The 22,484-nt window shown below is 39.9% G+C and carries 20 protein-coding genes; 7 read left to right on the top strand and 13 right to left on the bottom strand.

What is annotated here, in order from left to right:
* Window positions 1–344: 344 nt before the first annotated feature.
* A complete protein-coding gene (locus tag PZ638_RS13045; protein ID WP_004255488.1) occupies window positions 345–1,436 on the top strand; it encodes an NADH:flavin oxidoreductase/NADH oxidase in 1,092 nt (363 codons plus the stop codon).
* 58 nt (window positions 1,437–1,494) lie between these two features.
* Here the strand turns inward: PZ638_RS13045 and PZ638_RS13050 are convergent, their stop codons facing one another.
* From PZ638_RS13050 to PZ638_RS13060, 3 genes are all read right to left on the bottom strand, one after another.
* Window positions 1,495–1,815: a hypothetical protein gene (locus tag PZ638_RS13050; RefSeq protein WP_004255491.1), complete on the bottom strand. Its 321-nt coding sequence runs from the start codon at window positions 1,813–1,815 to the stop codon at window positions 1,495–1,497.
* 230 nt (window positions 1,816–2,045) lie between these two features.
* Window positions 2,046–2,918, bottom strand: coding sequence for a DMT family transporter (locus PZ638_RS13055; protein WP_036957835.1), 873 nt, complete (start codon window positions 2,916–2,918; stop codon window positions 2,046–2,048).
* Window positions 2,919–3,544: 626 nt separating this feature from the next.
* A complete protein-coding gene (locus PZ638_RS13060) occupies window positions 3,545–5,017 on the bottom strand; it encodes an anion permease (protein ID WP_036957836.1) in 1,473 nt (490 codons plus the stop codon).
* Between the two features lie 636 nt (window positions 5,018–5,653).
* Between PZ638_RS13060 and cutA the strand changes: the two genes are divergently transcribed.
* The gene (gene cutA, locus PZ638_RS13065) at window positions 5,654–6,001 is read left to right on the top strand and encodes a divalent-cation tolerance protein CutA (protein ID WP_094961204.1); all 348 of its coding nucleotides are present in this window, start codon (window positions 5,654–5,656) and stop codon (window positions 5,999–6,001) included.
* A 337-nt stretch (window positions 6,002–6,338) separates the two neighbouring features.
* Here cutA and betA read toward each other — a convergent pair whose 3' ends face one another.
* The 3 genes from betA to betI are packed head-to-tail and all read right to left on the bottom strand — an operon-like array spanning window position 6,339 to window position 10,161.
* The gene (gene betA, locus PZ638_RS13070; RefSeq protein WP_096865099.1) at window positions 6,339–8,018 is read right to left on the bottom strand and encodes a choline dehydrogenase; all 1,680 of its coding nucleotides are present in this window, start codon (window positions 8,016–8,018) and stop codon (window positions 6,339–6,341) included.
* Window positions 8,019–8,057: 39 nt separating this feature from the next.
* Window positions 8,058–9,536: a betaine-aldehyde dehydrogenase gene (betB, locus tag PZ638_RS13075; RefSeq protein ID WP_206277776.1), complete on the bottom strand. Its 1,479-nt coding sequence runs from the start codon at window positions 9,534–9,536 to the stop codon at window positions 8,058–8,060.
* A gap of 22 nt (window positions 9,537–9,558) precedes the next feature.
* Window positions 9,559–10,161 carry a transcriptional regulator BetI gene (gene betI / locus PZ638_RS13080; RefSeq protein ID WP_094961277.1) on the bottom strand — a complete coding sequence of 201 codons (603 nt, stop codon included), beginning with the start codon at window positions 10,159–10,161 and terminating at the stop codon, window positions 9,559–9,561.
* Window positions 10,162–10,370: 209 nt separating this feature from the next.
* Between betI and PZ638_RS13085 the strand changes: the two genes are divergently transcribed.
* Window positions 10,371–12,413 carry a choline transporter gene (locus PZ638_RS13085; RefSeq protein WP_275612121.1) on the top strand — a complete coding sequence of 681 codons (2,043 nt, stop codon included), beginning with the start codon at window positions 10,371–10,373 and terminating at the stop codon, window positions 12,411–12,413.
* Between the two features lie 52 nt (window positions 12,414–12,465).
* Here PZ638_RS13085 and PZ638_RS13090 read toward each other — a convergent pair whose 3' ends face one another.
* Both PZ638_RS13090 and kdgR read right to left on the bottom strand, forming a co-directional pair.
* A complete protein-coding gene (locus PZ638_RS13090) occupies window positions 12,466–12,825 on the bottom strand; it encodes a hypothetical protein (RefSeq protein ID WP_241098265.1) in 360 nt (119 codons plus the stop codon).
* A gap of 176 nt (window positions 12,826–13,001) precedes the next feature.
* Window positions 13,002–13,784, bottom strand: coding sequence for a DNA-binding transcriptional regulator KdgR (kdgR, locus tag PZ638_RS13095; protein ID WP_164565353.1), 783 nt, complete (start codon window positions 13,782–13,784; stop codon window positions 13,002–13,004).
* A gap of 202 nt (window positions 13,785–13,986) precedes the next feature.
* Here kdgR and kdgK point away from each other — a divergent pair, with 202 nt between their 5' ends.
* The gene (gene kdgK / locus PZ638_RS13100) at window positions 13,987–14,946 is read left to right on the top strand and encodes a 2-dehydro-3-deoxygluconokinase (RefSeq protein ID WP_140170689.1); all 960 of its coding nucleotides are present in this window, start codon (window positions 13,987–13,989) and stop codon (window positions 14,944–14,946) included.
* Between the two features lie 12 nt (window positions 14,947–14,958).
* Window positions 14,959–15,576: a bifunctional 4-hydroxy-2-oxoglutarate aldolase/2-dehydro-3-deoxy-phosphogluconate aldolase gene (locus tag PZ638_RS13105; RefSeq protein ID WP_096865095.1), complete on the top strand. Its 618-nt coding sequence runs from the start codon at window positions 14,959–14,961 to the stop codon at window positions 15,574–15,576.
* A gap of 67 nt (window positions 15,577–15,643) precedes the next feature.
* Here PZ638_RS13105 and PZ638_RS13110 read toward each other — a convergent pair whose 3' ends face one another.
* The 3 genes from PZ638_RS13110 to cbpA form a co-directional block, all read right to left on the bottom strand.
* A complete protein-coding gene (locus PZ638_RS13110) occupies window positions 15,644–16,237 on the bottom strand; it encodes a hypothetical protein (RefSeq protein ID WP_094961197.1) in 594 nt (197 codons plus the stop codon).
* Between the two features lie 142 nt (window positions 16,238–16,379).
* A complete protein-coding gene (locus PZ638_RS13115; RefSeq protein ID WP_004255543.1) occupies window positions 16,380–16,673 on the bottom strand; it encodes a chaperone modulator CbpM in 294 nt (97 codons plus the stop codon).
* Window positions 16,673–17,611, bottom strand: a complete 939-nt coding sequence (gene cbpA, locus PZ638_RS13120) for a curved DNA-binding protein (protein WP_036957843.1) — start codon at window positions 17,609–17,611, stop codon at window positions 16,673–16,675. The genes PZ638_RS13115 and cbpA overlap by 1 nt, the downstream gene beginning before the upstream one ends.
* Before the next feature lie 209 nt (window positions 17,612–17,820).
* Here cbpA and PZ638_RS13125 point away from each other — a divergent pair, with 209 nt between their 5' ends.
* A complete protein-coding gene (locus PZ638_RS13125) occupies window positions 17,821–18,270 on the top strand; it encodes a GNAT family N-acetyltransferase (protein WP_140170695.1) in 450 nt (149 codons plus the stop codon).
* A 202-nt stretch (window positions 18,271–18,472) separates the two neighbouring features.
* Here PZ638_RS13125 and PZ638_RS13130 read toward each other — a convergent pair whose 3' ends face one another.
* A complete protein-coding gene (locus PZ638_RS13130; protein ID WP_272674281.1) occupies window positions 18,473–19,186 on the bottom strand; it encodes an RNA polymerase sigma factor FliA in 714 nt (237 codons plus the stop codon).
* 618 nt (window positions 19,187–19,804) lie between these two features.
* Here PZ638_RS13130 and PZ638_RS13135 point away from each other — a divergent pair.
* Window positions 19,805–20,992: an MFS transporter gene (locus tag PZ638_RS13135; protein ID WP_272674283.1), complete on the top strand. Its 1,188-nt coding sequence runs from the start codon at window positions 19,805–19,807 to the stop codon at window positions 20,990–20,992.
* 179 nt (window positions 20,993–21,171) lie between these two features.
* Here PZ638_RS13135 and PZ638_RS13140 read toward each other — a convergent pair whose 3' ends face one another.
* Complete coding sequence (locus PZ638_RS13140) at window positions 21,172–22,482, bottom strand: FliC/FljB family flagellin (RefSeq protein ID WP_110591531.1); 1,311 nt, start codon at window positions 22,480–22,482, stop codon at window positions 21,172–21,174.
* Window positions 22,483–22,484 lie beyond the last annotated feature (2 nt).

The following is a 22,484-nucleotide window of genomic DNA, read 5'->3' on the forward strand; positions in this document are numbered from 1 at the left end:
TAGAACCATTAAAACCATAAGCAGATATTAACGCCATTTTATATTGGTGATTATTAATTTTATTTATAAGTTACAGAATTATAACAATCAAAAAATAATAGTTATTATTATATTTTATTTTTTATCTCATTTTTTTATATTTTTTCCCTCTTTTTGCATCATATTGCTAGGGAAATATACTTTTTATGGTTTTGATCAAATCTGCAAAAATTTACTTGATTTTCCTTCAACAATTCGCTGTAAAACAAATTTTCCCCTTTAATACCACACCATCTCACAAAAAAATTTTAGCTAGCTGGGTATAATATTAAAATAATTTAAGTTTGCTAATAAGGAAAGTTCCAATGAGTCACCTTTTTTCACCTGCATCAATAGGCCAAGTTTCGCTGAAAAATCGTATTATTGTTCCCCCAATGTGCCAATATTCTGCAGAAAATGGTATGCCAACAGCATGGCATAAAGCCCACTACATGAACCTTGCTTTATCAGGTGCCTCTTTAGTTATTGTAGAAGCCAGTGCTGTTGTTCCTGAAGGTCGTATTACCTACAAAGACCTAGGATTATGGAATGAAGAGCAAATGACAGCAATGCAACAAATGCTCAGCGATATCCGGCAATATTCAGATGCACGCTTAGGAGTACAAATCGCTCACGCTGGTAGGAAAGCATCAACAGATTTACCTTGGTTAGGAGGTAATAGTATTCAGTCCACACAACCTAATGGCTGGCAGACTGTAGCACCATCAGCACTGGCTTTTGGTAATAATGCAATTCCACATGCATTAACTATTGAAGAAATTTCGCAGCTCAAACAGCAATTTATTGAGGCAGCAATTCGGGCAGAAAAAGCAGGTTTTGACGTTATTGAGATCCATGCTGCTCATGGATATATACTGCATGAATTCCTATCGCCAGTTTCAAACTTACGACAAGATGAATATGGTGGATGCTTTAAGAATCGTACTCGCTTACTGATTAATATTTTCCATGAGATGAGAGAAGCCATTAGCCCTAATGTTGCAATTGGTGTACGGATCTCCGCAACAGATTGGCTTGAATCGGGTTGGAGCGTACCTGAATCAATTGAGCTAACAGAATTATTAGAAGATTTAGGTTGTGACTATATCCACGTCTCATCTGGCGGGTTATCAACTGAACAACAGATACCATTGAGCCCAAATTACCAAGTCCCTTTAGCACAAGCTATTCATGAGAATACTATGATGCCTGTCATTGCTGTCGGTCTTATCACTGAACCTTTGCAAGCAGAAGCCATTGTGGCAACTCACCAAGCAGATTTTGTGGCAATCGGTAGAGGTATATTATTTGAACCACGCTGGCCTTGGCGAGCAGCAAGTGAATTGAATGAACAAATAGACGTTGCACCGCAATATCTACGCAGCGCCCCACACCAATTCAAACACTTATTTAAGTAAAAATAATAAATTCGCAGCTATTGTTGCTTGATAATCAATAGCTGCGAGTAATAAATAATTAACGTGCGTTAGTCGAGCACTGTTGAACGAATTCAATCATGGTTTTTTGGAATTCAGGCTCTGCGGTACCTGATTTTTCTAATTCCGCATCCATACGTTTAAACTCAGCTAAACCATATTTTTCAATTGTTTTATCGTAGGCACAACCACAAATTGCGGTAACTGCTTTTGCTGTTTCACCTTGAGGATTACCAGATGCAACGACACAAGTATTAACAAAGTTGTCTTTGTATTCAGCAATTTCTGATTTTTCATCAGAACATGCAGACAACACAACCATTGCTCCTGCCATACCTAATATTAATGCTAATTTTTTCATTTTATGCCCGTTTCCTATTCAGCTTTAACTAAGGTGATAATATTAAACCGCTATTATTCCTAGTTCACGCTATTTTGGATATATCGTTTATGTTTTCAATACCATTAATCTTAATGTGCTAAATAAGAGGTTCTTATTAAGATTAATATCCCTATCACTGACTATGCATATTAATCATAGCTGTTTTCTTATAAAAAATCTGTATTGGCCCATTGTTTATTATGTGTATTTTACCTTGGTAATGAATTAGAACAACGCCATCGGTAATAGAATAGTGCCGATAAAATTAGCACACAACCAACAATTTGGACAAAAGGCATTCTTTCATTGTACCAAATAGCCGCTACAAATACGGTCATAACAGGTTCAAGGATCATAATAATTGCAGCATTGCCGGCAGTAGTATTTTTTTGACCAATAAGTTGCAATACAAAGCGTAAACTCGTTGCTATTACAACACTAGCAATAAACCACATCATGGTAGGTACGGTGATGCTACTTGGCCACTCTTCTAAAAAAAATGACAAAACTAACCCAGTCATTCCTGTACAAGCAAGCTGAATGGTCGTTAACGGCAAAAGAGGGATTGTTCGAGTATATAAACTGGTATAACAAAAATAGATAGCTTGGACAATTGCCGCACCAAGAAACCACAGTTGGCTTGCTTTAAATTCAAGCTGTGCCTTAAATAGTGTTAAACATGCCAACCCTAATACAGCGACCGGAAGTGCCTCCCAGAAATAACGTACAGGTTTATTTTTTAAAATAACCCATGCGACTAGCGGGACAAACAACATAGCAAGGCTCATGATAAAAGCCCCTTCACCAATTGAATCTGTTATCGCAACTGCGTGGATCCAGAGCACCATATTTAATGACATCCAACCGCCTGTCATTAATATTTTTGGTAATTGCTTCGCCGTTATTCTATTTTTTTTCCCTCGACAAAAAGGGGCTAAAATGATGGCTGCAAATAAAAAACGGCTACCAAGAAAGGCAAAAATAGGCATTCCCTGCACTGATTCTCGGGAAAATACCCACCCCCAAGCCGCGATTATCGTGGTAAGCACCAAGAAAAATTCTGCCTTTCTTTGTGAATACATGTGTTCCTCTGGATAAATTAACTGACTCGCAGATACATCATACTGGCTTTTGTATGTAAGCCAATCACATTTATGGCCTTTCTCTCCGACTTCCCTAAATAAAAAATATCTCGCCAAAGAACGATAAATATGACCTTAAATTAAGAGCCATTTCCTCTTAATAAAGATAATTTTACTTCTTGGCTGCCTTTTTTCTTATTAACTAGACTAAGTCTGATTTTAAACGCGATAAATGGGGAAGTTTGCATAGAATCTCATCAATTTATCTTCTTACATAGCCTGAGATAATCAAGGGTAGACAAACAATGCACAACTTGATGAAAGGTTATATCATGGTTATTCAAAAAACATTACTGATAGATAATGATAAAATCAAAAAAATTAAGACTGCGATCAATAAGAGAAAATATGCACATGCCGATGAAATAAGTTTGTTATGGCAGCACGCTTTAAAATCATCGTCAGTCTTCAGTTGGGGAAAAGTGATGCTAATTTCTATCATTAGTGGTCTTGTTATCACAATAACCACTTATTTGTAGGATGAGCTTTTAAAAAGAAGAAATCGAGCCTATTGCCCGATTTCTATTAACTTTCTTTGATATAGCTAAAATAGCTAATTCAACTAATTACCAGTAACCTAAGAATTTCCACCAAACGCTACCAATAAAGAACCAAATGGCTAAGTTAACTACGCTCATCACGAAACCTGTTTTCCACCATTCCGCAAGGGTTGCATAACCCGAACCAAAAATAATAGGTGCAGTACCCGTACCATAGTGTGTCAATGACATCATTAGTGACGATGAGAATGCTAATGTTAAAGCTAATAACATTGGTGGAGCGCCAAGGGCTAAACCTGCCGAGAAAAATGCTGCATACATCGCCGTAATATGCGCGGTTGTACTCGCAAAGAAATAGTGAGAATACACATAAATTAAAACAAGAATTAGCATTCCCCATACCCAGCTAATGCCTAATCCATCAATAGTTGCACCGACGGTTAATGACATCCACTTTATGAGACCGAGCTTACCTAAAAAACTCGCCATCATGACTAAGGCAGAGAACCAAACGACAGTATCCCATGCCCCTTTGTTTTTCAGAACATCATCCCAATTAATAACCCCTGTCGCTAATAGAACACTCAACCCAATAAACGCCGCGGTGGTTGCATTAACACTATATGCAGGCCCAAAAATCATGGCAGGAACACCAGCCCACAACAAAAGTAATAACCCAAAAACACCGAGAGTTATTTTTTCAGGTAATGAAACTGGGCCTAATTGTTGTAAACGTTCTTTGGCAAAATTTGGCGCATCCGGTGTTGAAGTAATTTCCGGCTTATACATCAAATAGATCACCAAAGGCATTAATATTAATGACACGATGGCAGGAACAAACGCCGCAATCGCCCACATACCCCAAGTTAATTCATTTTCTTGGCTTGTTTCACTAATAATCAAACTGACAATTAATGGGTTTGGCGCTGTCGCCGTAATAAACATTGCAGAAGTGATTGGGTTAATATTGTAGTTAACGAGCGATAAATAACGCCCTATCTTACCTGCGGTTCCATCTTCAGCCTTTGACCCAAAACTATCCGAGATCGAACGCATAATTGGGTGAATAATTCCCCCACCTCGAGCAGTGTTACTTGGTGTCACAGGTGCCAATATTGTTTCTGCTATTGCCAATGAATAAGCAATACCCAATGTTTTTTTACCGAATAAAGAAATGACATAATAACCTATCCTTGCCCCCAGGCCTGTTTTATTCAAGCTCATGGAAACCATGATAGAAATACCAATTAGCCAAATTAGATCATTAGAAAAGCCACTTAAAGCATCCGCAATTGCCCCTTTAGTTGATTCAGGGTTAGTGACCCCGGTTACTGCAACTAATGAAATAGCGACAATAGATACACCTCCTATTGGTAAAGCTTTACCAATAATAGCAGCGATAGTACCTACAAATAATGCTAAAAGATGCCACGCATTTGGATTAACACCTTCGGGAACAGGAATTAAGAACCAAATAATTAATGTTATTGCAACTGCGATTAGAGTTGGTACAGGTTTTAAAGGTGTTAGTTTATTCATAAGGTTATCCATACACGTATAAAGATGGAAATACAGAGTAATTTCAGTTATATATTCTAATTTTATCTTTAGATTAACAATATATAGCTCAAAAACCTTGATATTTATCAGTACGTGAATTCTTTTATGATAAATTTTAAGCCAGTTTGTAACGATGTGTAATATATTATTTCAGATATCAATCGTTCCATATTTCTTGCACAAAAAGATAAGCCTACACTTACATTAATAAGAGTAAGAATAAAACTGGGATTATTATTTGCTCTGTTACTAGGTTAACAGCACACAATCACATTTGTCACATAATCAAATTTGGTTAGTAATATACTAAAATTTCAATTTTTTTTATAGTTCATCCTCAATTTATGATTGCTGAATCGAATTAATAAAATAAAACCAAGAAATATTCAAAATTATATTGAATATATAAAAAATTATAACAATGACAACATTGATTAAAAAACACGCATATTACTATTAAATTAATACCTCTGCTTAATTAACATTAGTTATTATCTTATCTGATAATTTAAAAAAACACTTATAGTGATTATGCTCTGTTCTCAATACCATTTTTATCTCTAATCTAAATGTGAGTAATCAAACTTATCAAAATATGACTAATAAGGAAACGAAATGCCCACTGATAACATTTACATCACAAATTCTCAACAACCATGTATTGTATTATGTACAACCAATAGCCATGAAAGTGCAATTAAAATTACCCAACACTTACTCGCTAATCGCTTAGCAGCATGTGTTTCCCTACTGCCTGAAATAACATCTGTTTATCTATGGCATGGTAATATCACGCAAGATAAGGAGGTTTTACTCTTAATCAAAACGACCCAAGGAAACCAACTTAATCTATTTAATGCAATAAAAGAAATACACCCATATGAAACCCCAGAACTCATTCGCTTAGACCCAAGCCAAGTTGAAGACAATTATCTGCAATGGCTGATTAACTCTGTCAAATAATAGGTATTAATCTGAATTTAATAACTATAGCGTTATAAATTGTGAGCTAATATCATTTTTGTATAAATTAATTCAACTGGTCGGCTATGGTTTACCGTAAATTAGTGCTATATAAATAAGCTCGCTTTATATTTATTTTCCCTCCTTAATATTTGGAGGTTTTTTTTGTCTAAAATTGACTAGCGTATATTCCTTCAACCTGCTAAAAGTCCGATTTATTCGCCCCTTTGGCATTACATGGTTAGACAGCTATTATTATTATCGGCATTCTCCTTAAAGAAAAAAGCGACTGATATTAATATCAATCGCTTTGTGTATAAAAAATAGCCTGAATAAGCTAGTCTCGTAATGGCGGGTTTCTCACTTGCCTATCACCTGCTACATAATAATCTGCATTGCTTGTGGGTAACGAAGGACGGTTTCGAATTTTATCGGCAATTTTCTCTGCAATCATGATGGTCGTTGCATTTAAATTCCCTGTAATGATCAACGGCATAATCGATGCATCGATAACCCGTAGATTTTCAATACCGTGAACTCGCCCTGCACCATCCACGACTGCCATATCATCGTAACCCATTTTACAGGTTCCACACGGATGAAAAGCGGTTTCTGCTCTCTCGCGCACAAATGCATCTAGCTCTTCATCAGTGCTAATCTGTTTGCCAGGGCTTATTTCATCCCCACGATATGGGTCAAGTGCTGGCTGAGCCATAATTTCACGAGTAATACGAATGGCGGCACGAAACTCTTCCCAATCTTGCTCCGATGACATGTAATTAAACAAAATACTTGGATGTTGCTTTGGGTCTAGGGATTTCAAGCGAACACGCCCTCTACTAGGCGATCGCATTGAGCCTACATGGGCTTGAAAACCATGCTGATTGACTGCATTACTACCATTATAGTTAATCGCCACAGGCAAAAAGTGGAATTGAATATTTGGCCATGCGAATTTTTCGCTAGTGCGGATAAACCCACCTGCTTCAAATTGATTACTTGCGCCAACTCCAGTCCCTTTAAATAGCCACTCAGCGCCTATTTTAGGTTGGTTTATCCATTTTAAGGCTGGATATAATGAAACTGGTTGTTTGCATTCATATTGCAAATACATTTCAAGGTGATCTTGCAAGTTTTGCCCAACACCAGGTAAAACGTGCACAGCTGGAATATTGAACTCAGCCAAAACATCCTCAGGCCCAACTCCAGAACGCTGCAAAATTTGCGGTGAGGCGATCGCACCTGCACATAAAAGCACCTCTTTACTCGCCTTCACTACCGTAGGTGTAGTGCTATTACCTTGATAATATTTAACACCAACCGCTTTTTTCCCTTCAAACTCAATGGTATCTGTCGTGGCATGGGTAAGAATAGTCAGGTTATTACGCTTTTTCGCTTGGTCTAAATACCCTCTTGCTGTACTTGCTCGTCGCCCTTGCGGTGTAACTGTACGGTCCATTGGGCCAAAACCCTCTTGTTGAACCCCATTTAAATCATCTGTTTGCGGGTACCCTGCTTGTACGCCTGCTTCCACCATCGCATGAAATAGCACATTATTGCCATTTTTCGGTGTTGTCACACTGACGGGGCCATCTCCGCCGTGATAATCATTTGGGCCAATATCACGTGTTTCCGCTTTTCTAAAATAAGGTAAACAATCAAGGTAACGCCAGTCTTCTAACCCAGGCGCTTCCGCCCAACCATCAAAGTCTAGAGCATTCCCTCGGATGTAACACATCCCATTAATTAATGATGAGCCACCAAGCCCCTTTCCACGACCACACTCCATACGGCGGTGGTTCATATGCGGTTCAGGGTCAGTTTCATAAGCCCAATTATAACGTCGCCCTTGTAATGGGTACGCTAATGCCGCTGGCATTTGTGTGCGAAAGTCGAACCGGTAATCCGGTCCTCCTGCTTCAAGGAGCAGCACAGTAACATCAGGATCTTCTGTCAGGCGGGTAGCAAGAACGTTACCGGCTGAACCAGCACCGATAATAATATAGTCATAGACCATTGTTATCTCCTCTGTTTCAGTCAAATTAAAATGATGTGATTAAAAAACGGATGCAAATTCCCCCAGTTCCACTTGAATGGATTTCACTTGCGTATAATTTTGCAGTGTCATAACGCCATTTTCACGGCCAACGCCGGAATGCTTATATCCACCCACAGGCATTTGTGCGGGTGATTCACCCCACGTATTGATCCAGCAAATCCCAGCCTCTAATTGATGAATAACACGGTGTGCGCGTGTTAAATCTTTTGTCACTAACCCTGCAGCTAACCCATACACACTATTGTTCGCACGAGCAATCACTTCGTCTTCCGATTGATAACTCAAAATACTCATAACAGGGCCAAAAATTTCTTCCTGTGTGATTTGCATTTCATCGTGGCAATCGGTGAATACGGTTGGTGCAACATAAGCTCCCTGTGCAAAATCGCCATCCATTAAGCGTTCACCACCGCACAATAATCTCGCGCCTTGTTGTTTGCCTAACGCAATATAACGCAACACGTTTTCCATATGAGCAAAACTGACTAATGGCCCAAAGTTGGTGTTTTCGTCAACGGATGAACCTATTTTAATGCGAGCCACACGTTCCGTGATCTTGTCCTCAAACTGTGATTTAAGCGATTCAGGCACAAAAACCCGTGTTCCATTGGTACACACTTGGCCTGAACTATAAAAATTCGCCATCATGGCAATATCCGCGGCTTTATCTAAATCTGCATCATCAAAAATAATTAGAGGCGATTTACCGCCTAGTTCCATCGTCACCTCTTTTAAAGAAGAAGCTGATGCATTCGCCATTACTTTTTTACCGGTTGCGATCCCCCCTGTGAATGAAACTTTGGCAATATCAGGGTGCTCTGTTAACCATTGCCCCACTTCACCGCCTTGGCCTGTCACTACGTTAAATACTCCTGCTGGCACGCCCGCTTCAGTGTATATTTCAGCCAACTTTAACGCTGTTAACGAAGTGACTTCACTGGGTTTAAATACCATAGCATTACCTGCTGCTAGTGCAGGAGCTGATTTCCATAACGCAATTTGGATAGGATAATTCCATGCCCCAATGCCTGCCACGACTCCCAGAGGTTCACGACGAGTATAAGCAAACGAGCTATCACGCAAAGGGATTTGCTGCCCCTCCAGCATCGGAATTAAACCTGCATAGTATTCAAGAACATCCGCCCCTGTAACGATATCCACATAACGAGTTTCAGAAAGCGGTTTGCCCGTATCAAGGGTTTCGAGGTAAGCCAATTCGTCGTTACGTTCCCGTAAAATATCCACTGCACGGCGTAAAATACGTGAGCGTTCCATCGCAGTCATTGCCGCCCAGACTTTCTGGCCTTGTTTGGCGCTTTCTACCGCCCATTGGATATCTTCAAGGGTCGCAGATTGCAGATCCGCGATAGTTTCCCCATTGGCAGGGTTGATTGCAGGAAATCGCCCGCATTCAGGTTGTGAACTGTCGACATAACCACCATGAATATAAAGCTTATGTATCGGTGGATGTTGCATATTATCTCCTCTGAATTGGTTATTAGGTTCCTAAAACCTCAGCACGTTGTAGTTGCATATCGATGTATTCGTTAGTGATTTTGAGTGCATCCTTAACAGGAAATTGTTCATTACTCAAAGCACTACGTAGCCATAGGCCATCAATTAAAGCAGCCAGCCCCTTCGCTGCCATCCGCGCATCTGCCTTGTTTAGTACCCGCCCAAACTCATAGCTTAAGTTTGAATACAAACGCCGGTCATTAACCTGTTGTAAGCGGTTTAAATTCGGTTGATGCATACTGCTAGCCCAAAAGGCTAGCCACGTTTTCATCGCGGCCTCACTGGTTTGCGTTGGGTCGAAGTTGCCTTCAACAATCGCCTGAATTCGTAGTTTTGCCTCCGCCCCTGTTAACATGCGTAAACGCATTGCCACCGCAAAACCCAGCTGGTATTGAATATGGCGCATAGTGGCTTCAAGCAAGCCATTTTTATCACGAAAATAATGGCTGATGATCCCTGTAGAAACCCCGGCTTTACGGGCAATTAACACAAAACTGGCTTCCTGCATTCCAACTTCATTAATCACAGCCAATGTGGCTTGAATTAACTGTTGTTTACGTATCGACTGCATTCCTATCTTCGGCATGGTATTTGAACCTAAAAAATACATTGATCCCTTTTATTAAACGTTTTTTTGATTGAATGTTCAATCAATATTAACTATTGTTTACAACAATTCATTCACAATTAACATAAGAGAGAAGATAACAAAAACCAAATCTTGGCTGATAAATCAATAGATTAGCTTAGAAAGTAATTTTAACCTGTTAAATAAATAAAAATGTGGAATGTCCAATGACAACTCAAAATAGCCCAAAAAATAAGCAGAAGGATAAATTGAATTCTGTGGTTTTTTTTACTTCCGCCGGTCTTATTCTGGCGTTTTCTTTTTTCACCATCTTGATGACTGAAACAGCAAATCAGTGGATCGTTGCCGCGCTTGGGTGGGTATCTAAAACCTTTGGTTGGTATTACCTGCTAGCAGCAACGCTTTATATTGTTTTTGTCATTTTCGTTGCTACCTCACGCTTTGGTAATATCAAACTCGGCCCTGAACAATCTAAACCTGAATTTAGCGTGCTCAGCTGGTCTGCGATGCTATTCGCGGCAGGAATTGGTATCGATTTAATGTTTTTCTCCGTCGCTGAGCCGGTCACCCAATATATGCTGCCGCCAACGGGCGAAGGCGAAACCTTAGAAGCAGCTCGTCAGGCGATGGTGTGGACACTGTTCCACTATGGCCTAACGGGCTGGTCTATGTATGCCTTAATGGGGATTGCACTGGGTTACTTCAGTTATCGTTATAACTTACCGCTAACCATTCGCTCCGCACTCTATCCTATTTTTGGTAAACGGATTGACGGCCCAATTGGCCATACAGTAGATATTGCGGCAGTACTTGGGACGATTTTCGGTATTGCAACAACTCTTGGGATCGGGGTTGTTCAGCTGAATTATGGCCTCAAAGTATTATTCGACTTACCTCAAGGGCTCCCCGTGCAAAGTGGGTTAATTCTGCTATCAGTGATTATGGCCGTGATTTCTGCCACATCTGGGGTAAATAAAGGTATTCGGGTGTTATCCGAGCTCAATGTGCTTTTGGCATTTGGCTTGATTTTATTTATCTTATTTGTCGGCGATACCGAGTTCTTACTCAATGCCTTAGTACTGAATGTGGGGGATTATATCAACCGCTTTATGGGTATGACCCTCAATAGCTTTGCCTTTGACCGCCCAACGGATTGGATGAATAGCTGGACGCTGTTTTTCTGGGCGTGGTGGGTAGCATGGTCGCCATTTGTTGGGTTATTCCTCGCTCGTATTTCTCGTGGTCGGACCATTAGACAGTTTGTGATCGGTACTTTAATTATTCCGTTTGTTTTCACACTATTGTGGTTATCTATTTTTGGTAATAGTGCATTGTATGAAATCATTCACGGCAATAGCGAACTTGCCAAAACCGTCCTCGACGCCCCCGAAAAAGGCTTCTATTCACTACTTGAGCTTTACCCTGGCTTTGGCCTAACCGCTTCTGTTGCAACCATTACTGGGCTGTTGTTCTATGTCACCTCTGCTGACTCCGGCTCATTAGTATTAGGTAATTTCACCTCAAAACTCAGTGATATTAACAACGATGCTCCTAATTGGTTGCGAATTTTTTGGTCTGTCGCAATTGGTTTACTCACCTTAGGGATGTTAATGACAGATGGCGTCGCTGCTTTACAAAATACAACGGTGATCATGGGCTTACCATTTAGTTTTGTGATCTTCTTTATTATGGCAGGGCTATATAAATCATTAAAAGTTGAGGACTTTAGACGCGTTAGTTCGCTAAATACCAATGCGCCTGCACCGCTGTATGGCAATGGAACACTCAATTGGAAACAGCGTTTGGGACGAGTGATGAATTTCCCGGGAACGACTTATACCCAGCGGATGCTTGATTTGGTGTGCATTCCTGCTATGCAAAAAGTGGCAAAAGAGCTCAGTTTAAGGGGAGCGAAAGTGGAATTTAACACCTTGCCACCCATTGCTGATGAGCGCTTAGACCATTTAGAGCTAACTGTTGACCTTGGTGAAGAACAAAGCTTTATTTACCAAGTGTGGCCACAGCGCTATTCCGTTCCCGGTTTTACCTATCGCGCACGTTCAGGGAAATCCCATTATTACCGCTTAGAAACCTTCTTATGGGAAGGCTCACAAGGGAATGATTTAATGGATTACACCAAAGAACAAGTGATTAGCGATATTCTAGACCAATATGAAAAACATATGAATTTCATTCATTTAAGCCGTGAAGCTCCCGGTGCAACCTTAACATTCCCTGAATCTGTATAATTTGACCTCTAAGGGAGCGATGCTCCCTTAGAGTCAACAAATGAACAACTTATCAATAAGGGCGGCCCGCTTGCTCTAGCATTTTTTTCATTTGCTGGCGATCATTCATCCAAGCCATTGAATTAGGGCACCCTGCTCCCGTCGGGTTAACATCACACACATTAAAATGTTTTGAAAACGCATTTTCATCTGCATTTCGCTGCTCTAACAAAGCTTGATAACTTTGTTCTTCTTGTGGAAGGTTCTTTTTGGGATCAAAGACAAACTTTTGTTGTGTCTGTAATTTTTTAATTCCTTGGTAGTCTTGATTAAACTCGCGATCAGCGGGTGACTTTTCTTTAAATGTAAAGTCGCTGGCAAAGCCATAAGAAGTAAAACAAAGAAAAATAGCAATAATAACCTTTTTAAACATATCAATTTCCTGCTGTATCCATAAGTAAATATTATATGTCAGCAGAAACACATGGTGTTGAATAATAATAAGTGAAATTTATAAAATCCTTAATATTCAAATAAATAATTTACATATGTTATTAAATCAATTGATTGATACATCATTGAAATTGGCTTAGTCTTATTATATCAACCCTATGATGGATATTGGTGATAGCCCATTTTCTCTGAAATATTACGCCCCGCCGTTTTCAGTAATTGGACATAGTCATCAATACGCTGCTCATCAAAACGAATCGTTGGGAACGAAATCGATAGCCCTGCAACCACATGACCTAAGCGGTCATACACTGGTACAGCAATACAGCGCAGGCCTAACTCTTGCTCTTCTCTGTCTTGTGCATAATGGCATTCACGAACTGTGGCTAATTCCGTCAGCAGGTCTTCTATCGTTAAAATTGTTGTTGCCGTTTTTTGACTAAAAGTTTCATCTTTCAATGCCAAACGAATGGATTCTTCATCTTGCCAAGCGAGTAAAATCTTACCGATTGCGGTGCAATACAATGGGTTACGACGCCCAACCCGTGAATACATGCGTAAATTATAACTCGAGTCGATTTTATGGATATAAATAATGGCATCTTCATCTAATGCACCCAAATGCACCGCTTCATGGGTTAATTGGCCAATACGGCGCATTTCTTTATCTGCAATTTCTATCAGGTCAACATACTCGAGGGATTTTGCCCCTAATTCGAAGAGTTTTAAGGTCAGTGAATACTTATCTGCTTCACCTTCTTGATCCACATATCCTAACTGTTTCATCGTTTGCAGAAAACGAAATGTCGTGGCTTTTGACATCAATAAACGCTGTGAAAGCTCAGACACACCAATCTCTTTTTGCTCACCAAGGGCGCTAAGAATGCTAAATACCTTAACCACTGCTGAAACAGCATCCGTTTGAGTCGTTTTATCCATTATTTTCCCATCATCCTATAAATTGATATCGACATTACACCCTAACTAATAGCATAAGTGGCTATCATGATAAAAACAAGAACGTCGATTCTATGTTTTTAAAACGGCGTTTCATTTTTATTGAAGTTCTATTTAAAATGGGTTTTAATAGCATCATTAAGTAGCAATAGTTTACTAAGTCGTAATCGCGCAGGTGGTGAAAATGAATACACATCCGCAAGTTGCCGTTATTGGTGAATGCATGGTTGAGTTGCAAAAATCGGGTGAACTTTATAGACAAACATTTGGTGGGGATACACTCAATACCGCGCTATACCTGTCTCGTTTAACTAAAGATCACGGTGTGACAACCCGTTACATCACCGGTTTAGGTCAGGATCCATTCAGCCAGCAAATGCTAAGCAGTTGGCAACAAGAAGGCATCAATACTGAAGAGGTCTTTATTTCGGACAAACATTTGCCTGGGATGTATTTAATCGAAACTTCTGCTGATGGCGAACGCCGCTTTTTCTATTGGCGAGATAATGCCGCGGCAAAATTTTGGCTTGATGCCGTTTGTCTTGACCACAACAGCAAAGCCCACACACAGCAAATCCTAAATTCGCAACAATTTATCTATTTAAGTGGCATCAGCCTAGCCATTTTACCTAGCGCTTCACGCCAGTTGTTATTTGAAATGTTACAGCAAGCTAAACAGCATGGTGCCCAAATTGTGTTTGATAATAACTATCGCCCCGCACTTTGGTCTTCCAAACAAGCTGCACAACAGGCTTATCAGCAAATTTTAAGCCTAACCGATATCGCTTTTCTGACCTTTGATGACGAACAACTGCTCTACGGTGATATTGATGAAACTGATGCAATTACACGTACCCAACAATATGATGTGAACGAAATAGTGATCAAGCGCGGTGCTGGTGCCTGCTTTGTGATTATCGATAACGAACGTATTGAAGTCCCTGCGAATAAAATCAACCACGTGGTTGATACCACTGCAGCAGGGGATTCTTTCAGTGCCGGCTACCTTGCTTGCCGTATTTTAGGTGGCAACCCATGCGAAGCGGCAAAAACAGGTCATTTACTGGCTGGAACCGTCATCCAACACCGGGGAGCGATTATTCCATCCGAAGCTATGCCAACCACTGCTTTAGAAACATGTTAAGAGGCTTTAACCATGAATCAATTACTTGAAAGAATTAAGAAACTCAATGTTGTTCCTGTTATCACCATTAATAATGCAGAGCATGGTGCGCCATTAGCAAAAGCTTTAGTGGAAAATGGCCTGCCATGTGCAGAGGTCACCTTCCGCACCCCTGCCGCAGTACAAGCAATTAAAAATATGCGTGCTGCCTACCCTGAATTATTGATTGCTGCAGGTACGGTATTAACCACAGAGCAAGTTGACCAAGCCATTGAAGCGGGTGTAGATTTTATCGTCAGCCCGGGTTTTAACCCAAAAATTGTGGCTTATTGCCAACAAAAGAACGTGATTATTATTCCTGGGGTGAATAACCCAAGCTTAGTGGAGCAAGCCCTTGAATTTAATCTCACCACATTGAAATTCTTCCCAGCCGAAGCCTCTGGCGGGGTTGCCATGCTCAAAGCACTCAGCGCCGTTTACCCGGTTAAATTTATGCCAACTGGCGGTATTGGTGTGAAAAATATAAAAGAATACACCGCATTACCGTCTGTATTAGTGTGCGGCGGTTCATGGATGGTACCGAATGAATTAATTGACAGTGAAAACTGGCAAGAGCTTGGCAAACTCATTGCCGAAGCTGCAACTATTTAATTTATAATAAAAGTTTCGTTGTTGTTATTGCGCCCTTACTGGATGGTAAGGGCGTTTTACTAATGGCTTAGATAGAATACATTCGAGTAAAATATTCGCTGATTTTGTCATTATCTAATATTCTATCTTTAGTAAAATCTAAAGTATCAGAAACGACAATGTATTGCCTTAGAGGGATAGGTATATCTGATATTGTCGCATAAATCGTTGGCACTAAATGGCGAAAATAATCTCCCATTTTTGTTTCACCCTCATAGCCCACAGGAAAGTCTTCCCCTTGGTTATAGCCTTCAATGCCTTCAAATACAAATATTCCCTTTTGTGTTGCAAGATAAGCATCTGTCAGTTTATTACCTTCATCTAAGCGATTTTTATAACTGGTAAAAACAGTTTCTTGAGAATAATGCTTGTATCTCCAATAGGAAAATAGATCAACTGAAAAATCACCATTTTTCTGTATGCTATTTTCATATTTAGCCGATTCACAATATATAAACTCACTTAAATCAACATATAACTCACTAATATTAGGTATGTTGATATACACTTTGGGTAACCATCCCCAGCAATTATTCAGCATAAATGCTAAATAACCGTTTTTATCCATTGCAACCCATGAATAAATATTCCCCCATTCAGGTCGCCAATCAGTAGTTAACATAAAAGCCTCTCATATCGTTCACAATACAATTAAATTTTTATAGATATTGAATGAATTGGCCCTATACTTTAATTCAATGCATAAGGCCAAAATGAAACAGACTCTATATAAAAAGCTCAATAGTCATTAAATTATCAGAAACCTAACCAATAAAACGTTTTAACTGTAAACGCAACATCTCATTTTCGCGTCGGAGTATTTCATTTTGATCCATTAGGCTCATCGCCATTGCGATGCCCGGCCAGTCAATTTCTAATTCATGATAAAGACGCACGGCTCTTCTCACAATGACTACCGCTTGGTCGTCAAACAACCATTCATTAGTAGTTTCAATGGGTTGAATTATCCCAAGGCCGACAATTTCCTGTAATTCATCTTCAGCAATACCGGTATGAACGCAAAAATCAATAACGGTTAATGTGGTTAACTGTTCCATTATTTTCCTCCCCAATTTTTACGCGGGTCAAAGTGCGTATGGCTCTCAGCCAACTTCTGCCATAGCGCATCCGACTCTGCATTACTGCTATTCGGCATCACGATTTTTATAATCGCATACAGATCCCCAGCTGTGCCTTTATGTTTCAGCCCTTTGCCTTTAAGGCGTAATTTTTGGCCAGCTTGGCTATTAGCAGGAACGGTGATCACAATCGGGTCTTTTAATGTTGGAATGGTGACTTTAGTTCCGAGGGCTGCCTCCCATGGCGCAAGCGGCACGACCACTTCTAAATCATGGCCTTTGATATCAAATAATGGATGTGGTGCAATGCGGATGGTTATCCATAGATCGCCATTTTCACCGCCATTTTCCCCCGCTGTGCCTTGCCCTTTTAAGCGAATACGTTGCCCATCAATCACCCCTGCCGGGATAGTCACATTAAGTGTTTTGGGAACTTCATTTTCGATAAAACCAAAAGCGTTATAGACGGGTAAGTTATAGCTAATGGTACGTTTATGTGGTTCTTGGGTTTCTTCAAGGAAAACAGCCAGTTCAACTTCTAAGTCCTGCCCGCGGTGACTGCGTGTTTGCCTTGTGCCACCACGTGTACGTTGGGAAAACATCGATGAAAAAATGTCATCAAAACCACCCGCATCAAACCCTTGCTGAGAATATGTGTGGCTTTGTTGACCTTGGTTGGCTTGGTTAAAATAGGGATCATTTCTGTGCTCCCACATTTCATCGTATTCCGCGCGTTTTTCTTTGTCGCTGAGTACCGCCCACGCCTCTGCAATTTCTTTAAATCGCGCTTCTGCATTTGGCTCTTTACTGACATCGGGGTGATATTTTCGCGCTAAACGGCGATACGCGGTCTTAATGGTTTTTAAATCATCGGTGCGCTTAACACCCATGATGCTGTAATAATCCTTTAGTTCCATAGTCATATCTCGTTCACTTATCTGTTGAATAGAATTCTTATGGTATTTACCCAATTGGGTTAAACATCACAACGACCTTGAATTTAACTTAGGACATTTACGCAGTAATTGGAATAGCTAGGCCATGATAAAATTCCACAAAAAACAGGAAATTTACGCTATTTCAGGCTAAACCTATAAGAGTGCCGTTTGATTAATAGGGGAACTCTATGGATGCTCTTGCCAATCGCCTGAACTATAAAGTCAATTTTGCTATCTCTATTGAGGATTTTATTCGATTAATTCGCCAGTCACCATTTAAAGAAATGGTGCCAACCGATAATCTTACTCAATTAGATGCAATGCTGAATAACGCGGATTTATTGGTTAGTGCATGGGATGACGAACAGGTGGTCGGTTTTGTCCGCACGGTGACGGATTTTAGTTCTTGCTGTTATATCTGCGAACTGGCCGTTGATATGCATTATCAAAAACACGGTATCGACCGCCAATTAATGCGCCTCGTCGCTGAAGAACTCCCCGCCGACTGCCAGATTTTATTTTTCTCCACCGACAGCAACCTCACCGAATACTTAAAACTGGGGTTCACCCAATCCCCAAGAGCATGGCACACCACGGCAGAGAATTTTTTGGTTAGATCCGCAGAGTTGGATGAATAATAGAAAGTAACATCGTTAAAAGCGTTGAAATATAATAGAAAAACAAATTTAAATAAGTTTTAAAAGTACTCGATACTGATGCTCTAAATAATTCGTGCTACAGCTAGGCGGCAAGCTAGTTTAGCCCTAGGAGCATACACAAGTATGTGACTAGGGTGAACTAGTGAAGCCAACAACGCTGTGGTGCGAAGTATGACGAGCATCACTTCAATTTGCCGCGGAGGCGTTTTACAGCCTGACTATGCAGCTGACTCACCCTTGACTCCCCCACCTCCAACACCGCGCCAATCTCCTTCAGATTCAGCTCTTCTTGGTAATACAGCGTCAGCACCATCTTCTCGCGCTCTGGCAACTGCTCAATCGCGGCGGCTATTTGGTCGCGTAAACTGGAATCCAGCAACAAACTTAGCGGGTTACCGCCGTCACCTTCATCCATTTGTGGCTCACAGCTTTCCCCATGAATTTCATGCCACTCATCATAGGAAAACAACTGGCTGTTATTAGTGTCTAGCAGCGCTTGGCGATACTCAGCAAGGTCAATATCCAGCGCTTTGGCGATTTCCGGCTCAGTCGCACTTCGCCCTAAAGATTGTTCCAGCGCACCAATGGCTTTGGTCATTTCTCGTGCTTGGCGGCGCACACTACGCGGCACCCAGTCACGGCTGCGCAATTCATCTAGCATTGAGCCACGAATACGCTGCACCGCATAGGTAGCGAACGATGCCCCTTGAGTCACATCGAAACGTTCCAATGCATGCAGTAAGCCTATGCCCCCCGCTTGAATTAAGTCGTCAATGTCAACACTAGCGGGTAGTCTAACTTGCAGTTTTAGGGCTTCATGGCGTATTAGAGGGTAATAACGCTCCCATAGGCTATTTTTATTAATCACACCTTCGGCAGTATACAAATCACTCACAACCTGAATCACCCTTCAAGCTCTATAAAAGTTATTCATTATCTGTGTTGGTTTTGAATTCAATCCGTAGAGTAAGGCACTAAATATGGCTTTATTTGCCTTATCCTAAATAGGTAAAATTTGAATGATTACAATGTTAATTATTGTTTTAACACAATTTTTAGGGAATTTTACTGGTAATACAAGAGAGAGTGGTTGTTTTATTGAGATGTGATTTTGTCATTAAATTGCAGATTTGGGCTTTAGACTTTGTTATTGACTAAATTAGCCTTCTTAAAGCAAGTAAAGTTATCGGTAAGCAGCAAGCTAGCTTAACACTAAGCATGATAACCAAAGTAAACATAGCACTAGATATGGGAAATAATGACAATGAAAATAATCAGATTAATGGATTATATATAAATAATATCATTATTAAATACAATTAATATTAATTAAACATTAAGTTAATTCGAACTAACAAGGTAAACAACTTATTATTTGACAGATTTAACTTATATAATGTATTTTTACATTCACTAATGTAATAGCATATTAGTTTAATTAAAAAGTAAAATAGCATATAGATATTTTGAGGTTATTATCTTTTAATTTAAACTTAAATAATTAAGAAGAAAAATGATATACAAAATATATTTCTTTTATTTTTTCTATCTTTTCCCAATGTGGATATCCAAAACACTACAACCCATCTATTGGGAACAGCAGGCGCAATTAACGTTATTTTCAATTTCATACGTAATGATGGCAATTGCGGGGGCCTGCTCACTACTTTATGCCAAAGGGCTATCCCGATTTGGTACTAAGACTGGTTTAATTGTGGGCTTTTTACTGTATGGGTGTGGCCTTGTTCTTAGAGCCTATCCCACTGGGATGGCTATCGCCGTGACTTCAGGTTTGATGGCTGGGATGGGGGCGAGTATTATCGCTATTGCGCTAAAATCACTGATTTTTAATATTGATAAACAGGAACAAAATAAAGTCCTGTTGCACACTGATAATTTAAGCACAGTAGCACAAAGCCTTGGGGCTTTTATTGCTGGGGGGCTAGTCACAATTTTATCGATTATTGATCACCCCCCCTATCGTTCGGCTTTGTTAATTAGTGGAGGTATGGTACTAATCGCCATAATTGCCATCCCGTCATTAAAAATACCACTGAATAAAACACCATTAGCTAAGAATCCCCCCCAAAAAACCACTTCATTTTTCCCTTTTCTCAGTAAAGCAGATTTAATTTTATTCATTGCATTTATTATCAGTGGCGCCAGTTGGGCACTGATCTTACCCATTATTCCGGTGTATTTAAAAAACATGCACTTTTCAGATACAAATGTTGGCCTAGTGCTATCATTAGGTGTGATCACCGGGCTAGTACTCAAGAACCTTTTTATGTTTATTTTTTCTGACAAAGATAAACCTATCTCATTACTCGTTTTTTCTGGTTTATGCATGCTGATGCTCTATGGTATGTTTTGGTCAATAAAATTTAGTTCCCCGATTGTTTTCGCCATCTCGGTTATTGCCATGTATATGTTTAGAACCGTTTGCTCACTATTAATTAATTTGGTTGAGATGGAGATTGCACGCAAAGGAAATGCCGAGCATATTTTTGGTTTAATACAAACCGCATTTTTGACAGGGGATATCTTTGGTGGAATTGCCCTACCCTATGCTTATGAGTCTGGTTTTCTGGTCAACACCCCTCTCGCTATTATTATTTTTATTCTGTTATCAAATATATTAATTTACAGCTGTGCAAAAGCCAGCACTAAAACCATACAGAATTTACCTAAAAAACGCTAAAGCGAGCCCTAAATAGTTTGTACACAGGTAGGCGACGAAGGCGATTATCCCGAATCACGTACATAGGTACGTGATTCGGGTGACCTTGTGAAGCCAACACATCTACAACTTGAAATATGACGACCGTTCGATAAAGAAAAGGCCAGCATTGCTGGCCTTTATAACTCACCAATTACGAATTAACGTAACAGGCTCAGAACACCTTGTGGAACTTGGTTAGCTTGCGCTAACACAGCAGTACCTGCTTGTTGCAGGATCTGACCACGGCTCATGTTAGAAACTTCTGTCGCAAAGTCAGCATCTTGAATACGGCTACGTGCTGCACTCAGGTTGTTAACAGAGTTGTTCAGGTTATTGATAGTAGACTGCATACGGTTTTGGATAGCACCTAAAGAAGAACGGAATGAGTCAACTTGTTTTAAAGCATCATCAATAGCAGCTAGAGGCTCATCGGAAATTCCCATTTTAACGTCAGTAGCGGTTGATAAATCTACTTTAGCAGGATCTAACTTTCCTGTACTTGAATCAAAATCAGTTCGTTTAACTTCATAATATTTATCATCTTTTTTCAGATAAAACTCACCTTTAATAGCTTGTCCTGTTTTTTCATCCATTTTTTGAATGAGTTCTTCACCGGCTCCCAATTCGATAGCATTCATGTCTTTCTTTTCAGCTATAACTTCAGTTGCATTCGTTGCTGCCACTGGAGTTCCTACTGGAGAAGAATATTTAAGGTTTGTTGTCGTTGCTATATCTAATTGGCCATTATCTTTGAAATTATCTTCAGATAATTTTTTAAACTTACCAGTGCTTTCTTCATAATATAAATCACCATTATTATCTGCAAACACCTTACCAGTAGAACCCGTGTCGTCATATTTCACAGCTGCAGCTGGAGCACCATCAATTTTAACCTCTGTTGTAGCAAGGTCTTTAACTTGTTCACCAAGACGGCTTTTCACGCTTAAATCTAATTTATCAATATTTAATGTCGAGCTATCGATTTTTTGCAGGTTTATACCTATTGTTTCTCCATCATTAGCACCAACTTGAATATTTAATGTGCTTGTATCTTGCAATACTTTAACACCATTAAATTGAGTTTGTTCCGAAATACGGTTAATTTCATCCATACGCAACTTAACTTCATCTTTAATTGATTGAATGTCAGAGTCTGAGTTTGAACCCGTTCTTGCCTGTACAGTCAGCTCACGAATACGTTGTAAGTTATCGTTGATTTCGTTAACTGCACCTTCCGCAGTTTGTGCGATAGAAATACCGTCGTTAGCATTACGTGCTGCTTGGGTTAAACCTTTAACGTTAGCTGTGAAACGGTTAGCAATCGCTTGGCCAGCTGCATCGTCTTTTGCGCTGTTAATACGTGAACCAGATGATAAACGCTCAATCGCCGTACCTAATACGCCTTGTGAACGGTTTAAGTTGTTCTGAGTCGTCAGAGACAAAATGTTAGTGTTGATAACTTGTGCCATGA

The organism is Providencia hangzhouensis (genome assembly GCF_029193595.2).
GTDB lineage: Bacteria > Pseudomonadota > Gammaproteobacteria > Enterobacterales > Enterobacteriaceae > Providencia > Providencia hangzhouensis.

Excerpts from the sequence above, each read along its gene's own strand:
- PZ638_RS13060 (WP_036957836.1), bottom strand. The coding sequence starts at position 5,017 with ATGAATAAACTAACACCTTTAAAACCTGTACCAACTCTAATCGCAGTT.
- PZ638_RS13110 (WP_094961197.1), bottom strand. The coding sequence starts at position 16,237 with ATGTTAACTACTGATTGGCGACCTGAATGGGGGAATATTTATTCATGG.
- PZ638_RS13050 (WP_004255491.1), bottom strand. The coding sequence starts at position 1,815 with ATGAAAAAATTAGCATTAATATTAGGTATGGCAGGAGCAATGGTTGTG.
- betI (WP_094961277.1), bottom strand. The coding sequence starts at position 10,161 with ATGCCGAAGATAGGAATGCAGTCGATACGTAAACAACAGTTAATTCAA.
- PZ638_RS13055 (WP_036957835.1), bottom strand. The coding sequence starts at position 2,918 with ATGTATTCACAAAGAAAGGCAGAATTTTTCTTGGTGCTTACCACGATA.
- PZ638_RS13115 (WP_004255543.1), bottom strand. The coding sequence starts at position 16,673 with ATGGAACAGTTAACCACATTAACCGTTATTGATTTTTGCGTTCATACC.
- cutA (WP_094961204.1), top strand. The coding sequence starts at position 5,654 with ATGCCCACTGATAACATTTACATCACAAATTCTCAACAACCATGTATT.
- PZ638_RS13105 (WP_096865095.1), top strand. The coding sequence starts at position 14,959 with ATGAATCAATTACTTGAAAGAATTAAGAAACTCAATGTTGTTCCTGTT.
- betB (WP_206277776.1), bottom strand. The coding sequence starts at position 9,536 with ATGCAACATCCACCGATACATAAGCTTTATATTCATGGTGGTTATGTC.
- PZ638_RS13045 (WP_004255488.1), top strand. The coding sequence starts at position 345 with ATGAGTCACCTTTTTTCACCTGCATCAATAGGCCAAGTTTCGCTGAAA.
- PZ638_RS13085 (WP_275612121.1), top strand. The coding sequence starts at position 10,371 with ATGACAACTCAAAATAGCCCAAAAAATAAGCAGAAGGATAAATTGAAT.
- PZ638_RS13125 (WP_140170695.1), top strand. The coding sequence starts at position 17,821 with ATGGATGCTCTTGCCAATCGCCTGAACTATAAAGTCAATTTTGCTATC.
- PZ638_RS13090 (WP_241098265.1), bottom strand. The coding sequence starts at position 12,825 with ATGTTTAAAAAGGTTATTATTGCTATTTTTCTTTGTTTTACTTCTTAT.
- betA (WP_096865099.1), bottom strand. The coding sequence starts at position 8,018 with ATGGTCTATGACTATATTATTATCGGTGCTGGTTCAGCCGGTAACGTT.
- PZ638_RS13135 (WP_272674283.1), top strand. The coding sequence starts at position 19,805 with ATGATATACAAAATATATTTCTTTTATTTTTTCTATCTTTTCCCAATG.
- kdgK (WP_140170689.1), top strand. The coding sequence starts at position 13,987 with ATGAATACACATCCGCAAGTTGCCGTTATTGGTGAATGCATGGTTGAG.
- PZ638_RS13140 (WP_110591531.1), bottom strand. The coding sequence starts at position 22,482 with ATGGCACAAGTTATCAACACTAACATTTTGTCTCTGACGACTCAGAAC.
- kdgR (WP_164565353.1), bottom strand. The coding sequence starts at position 13,784 with ATGGATAAAACGACTCAAACGGATGCTGTTTCAGCAGTGGTTAAGGTA.
- cbpA (WP_036957843.1), bottom strand. The coding sequence starts at position 17,611 with ATGGAACTAAAGGATTATTACAGCATCATGGGTGTTAAGCGCACCGAT.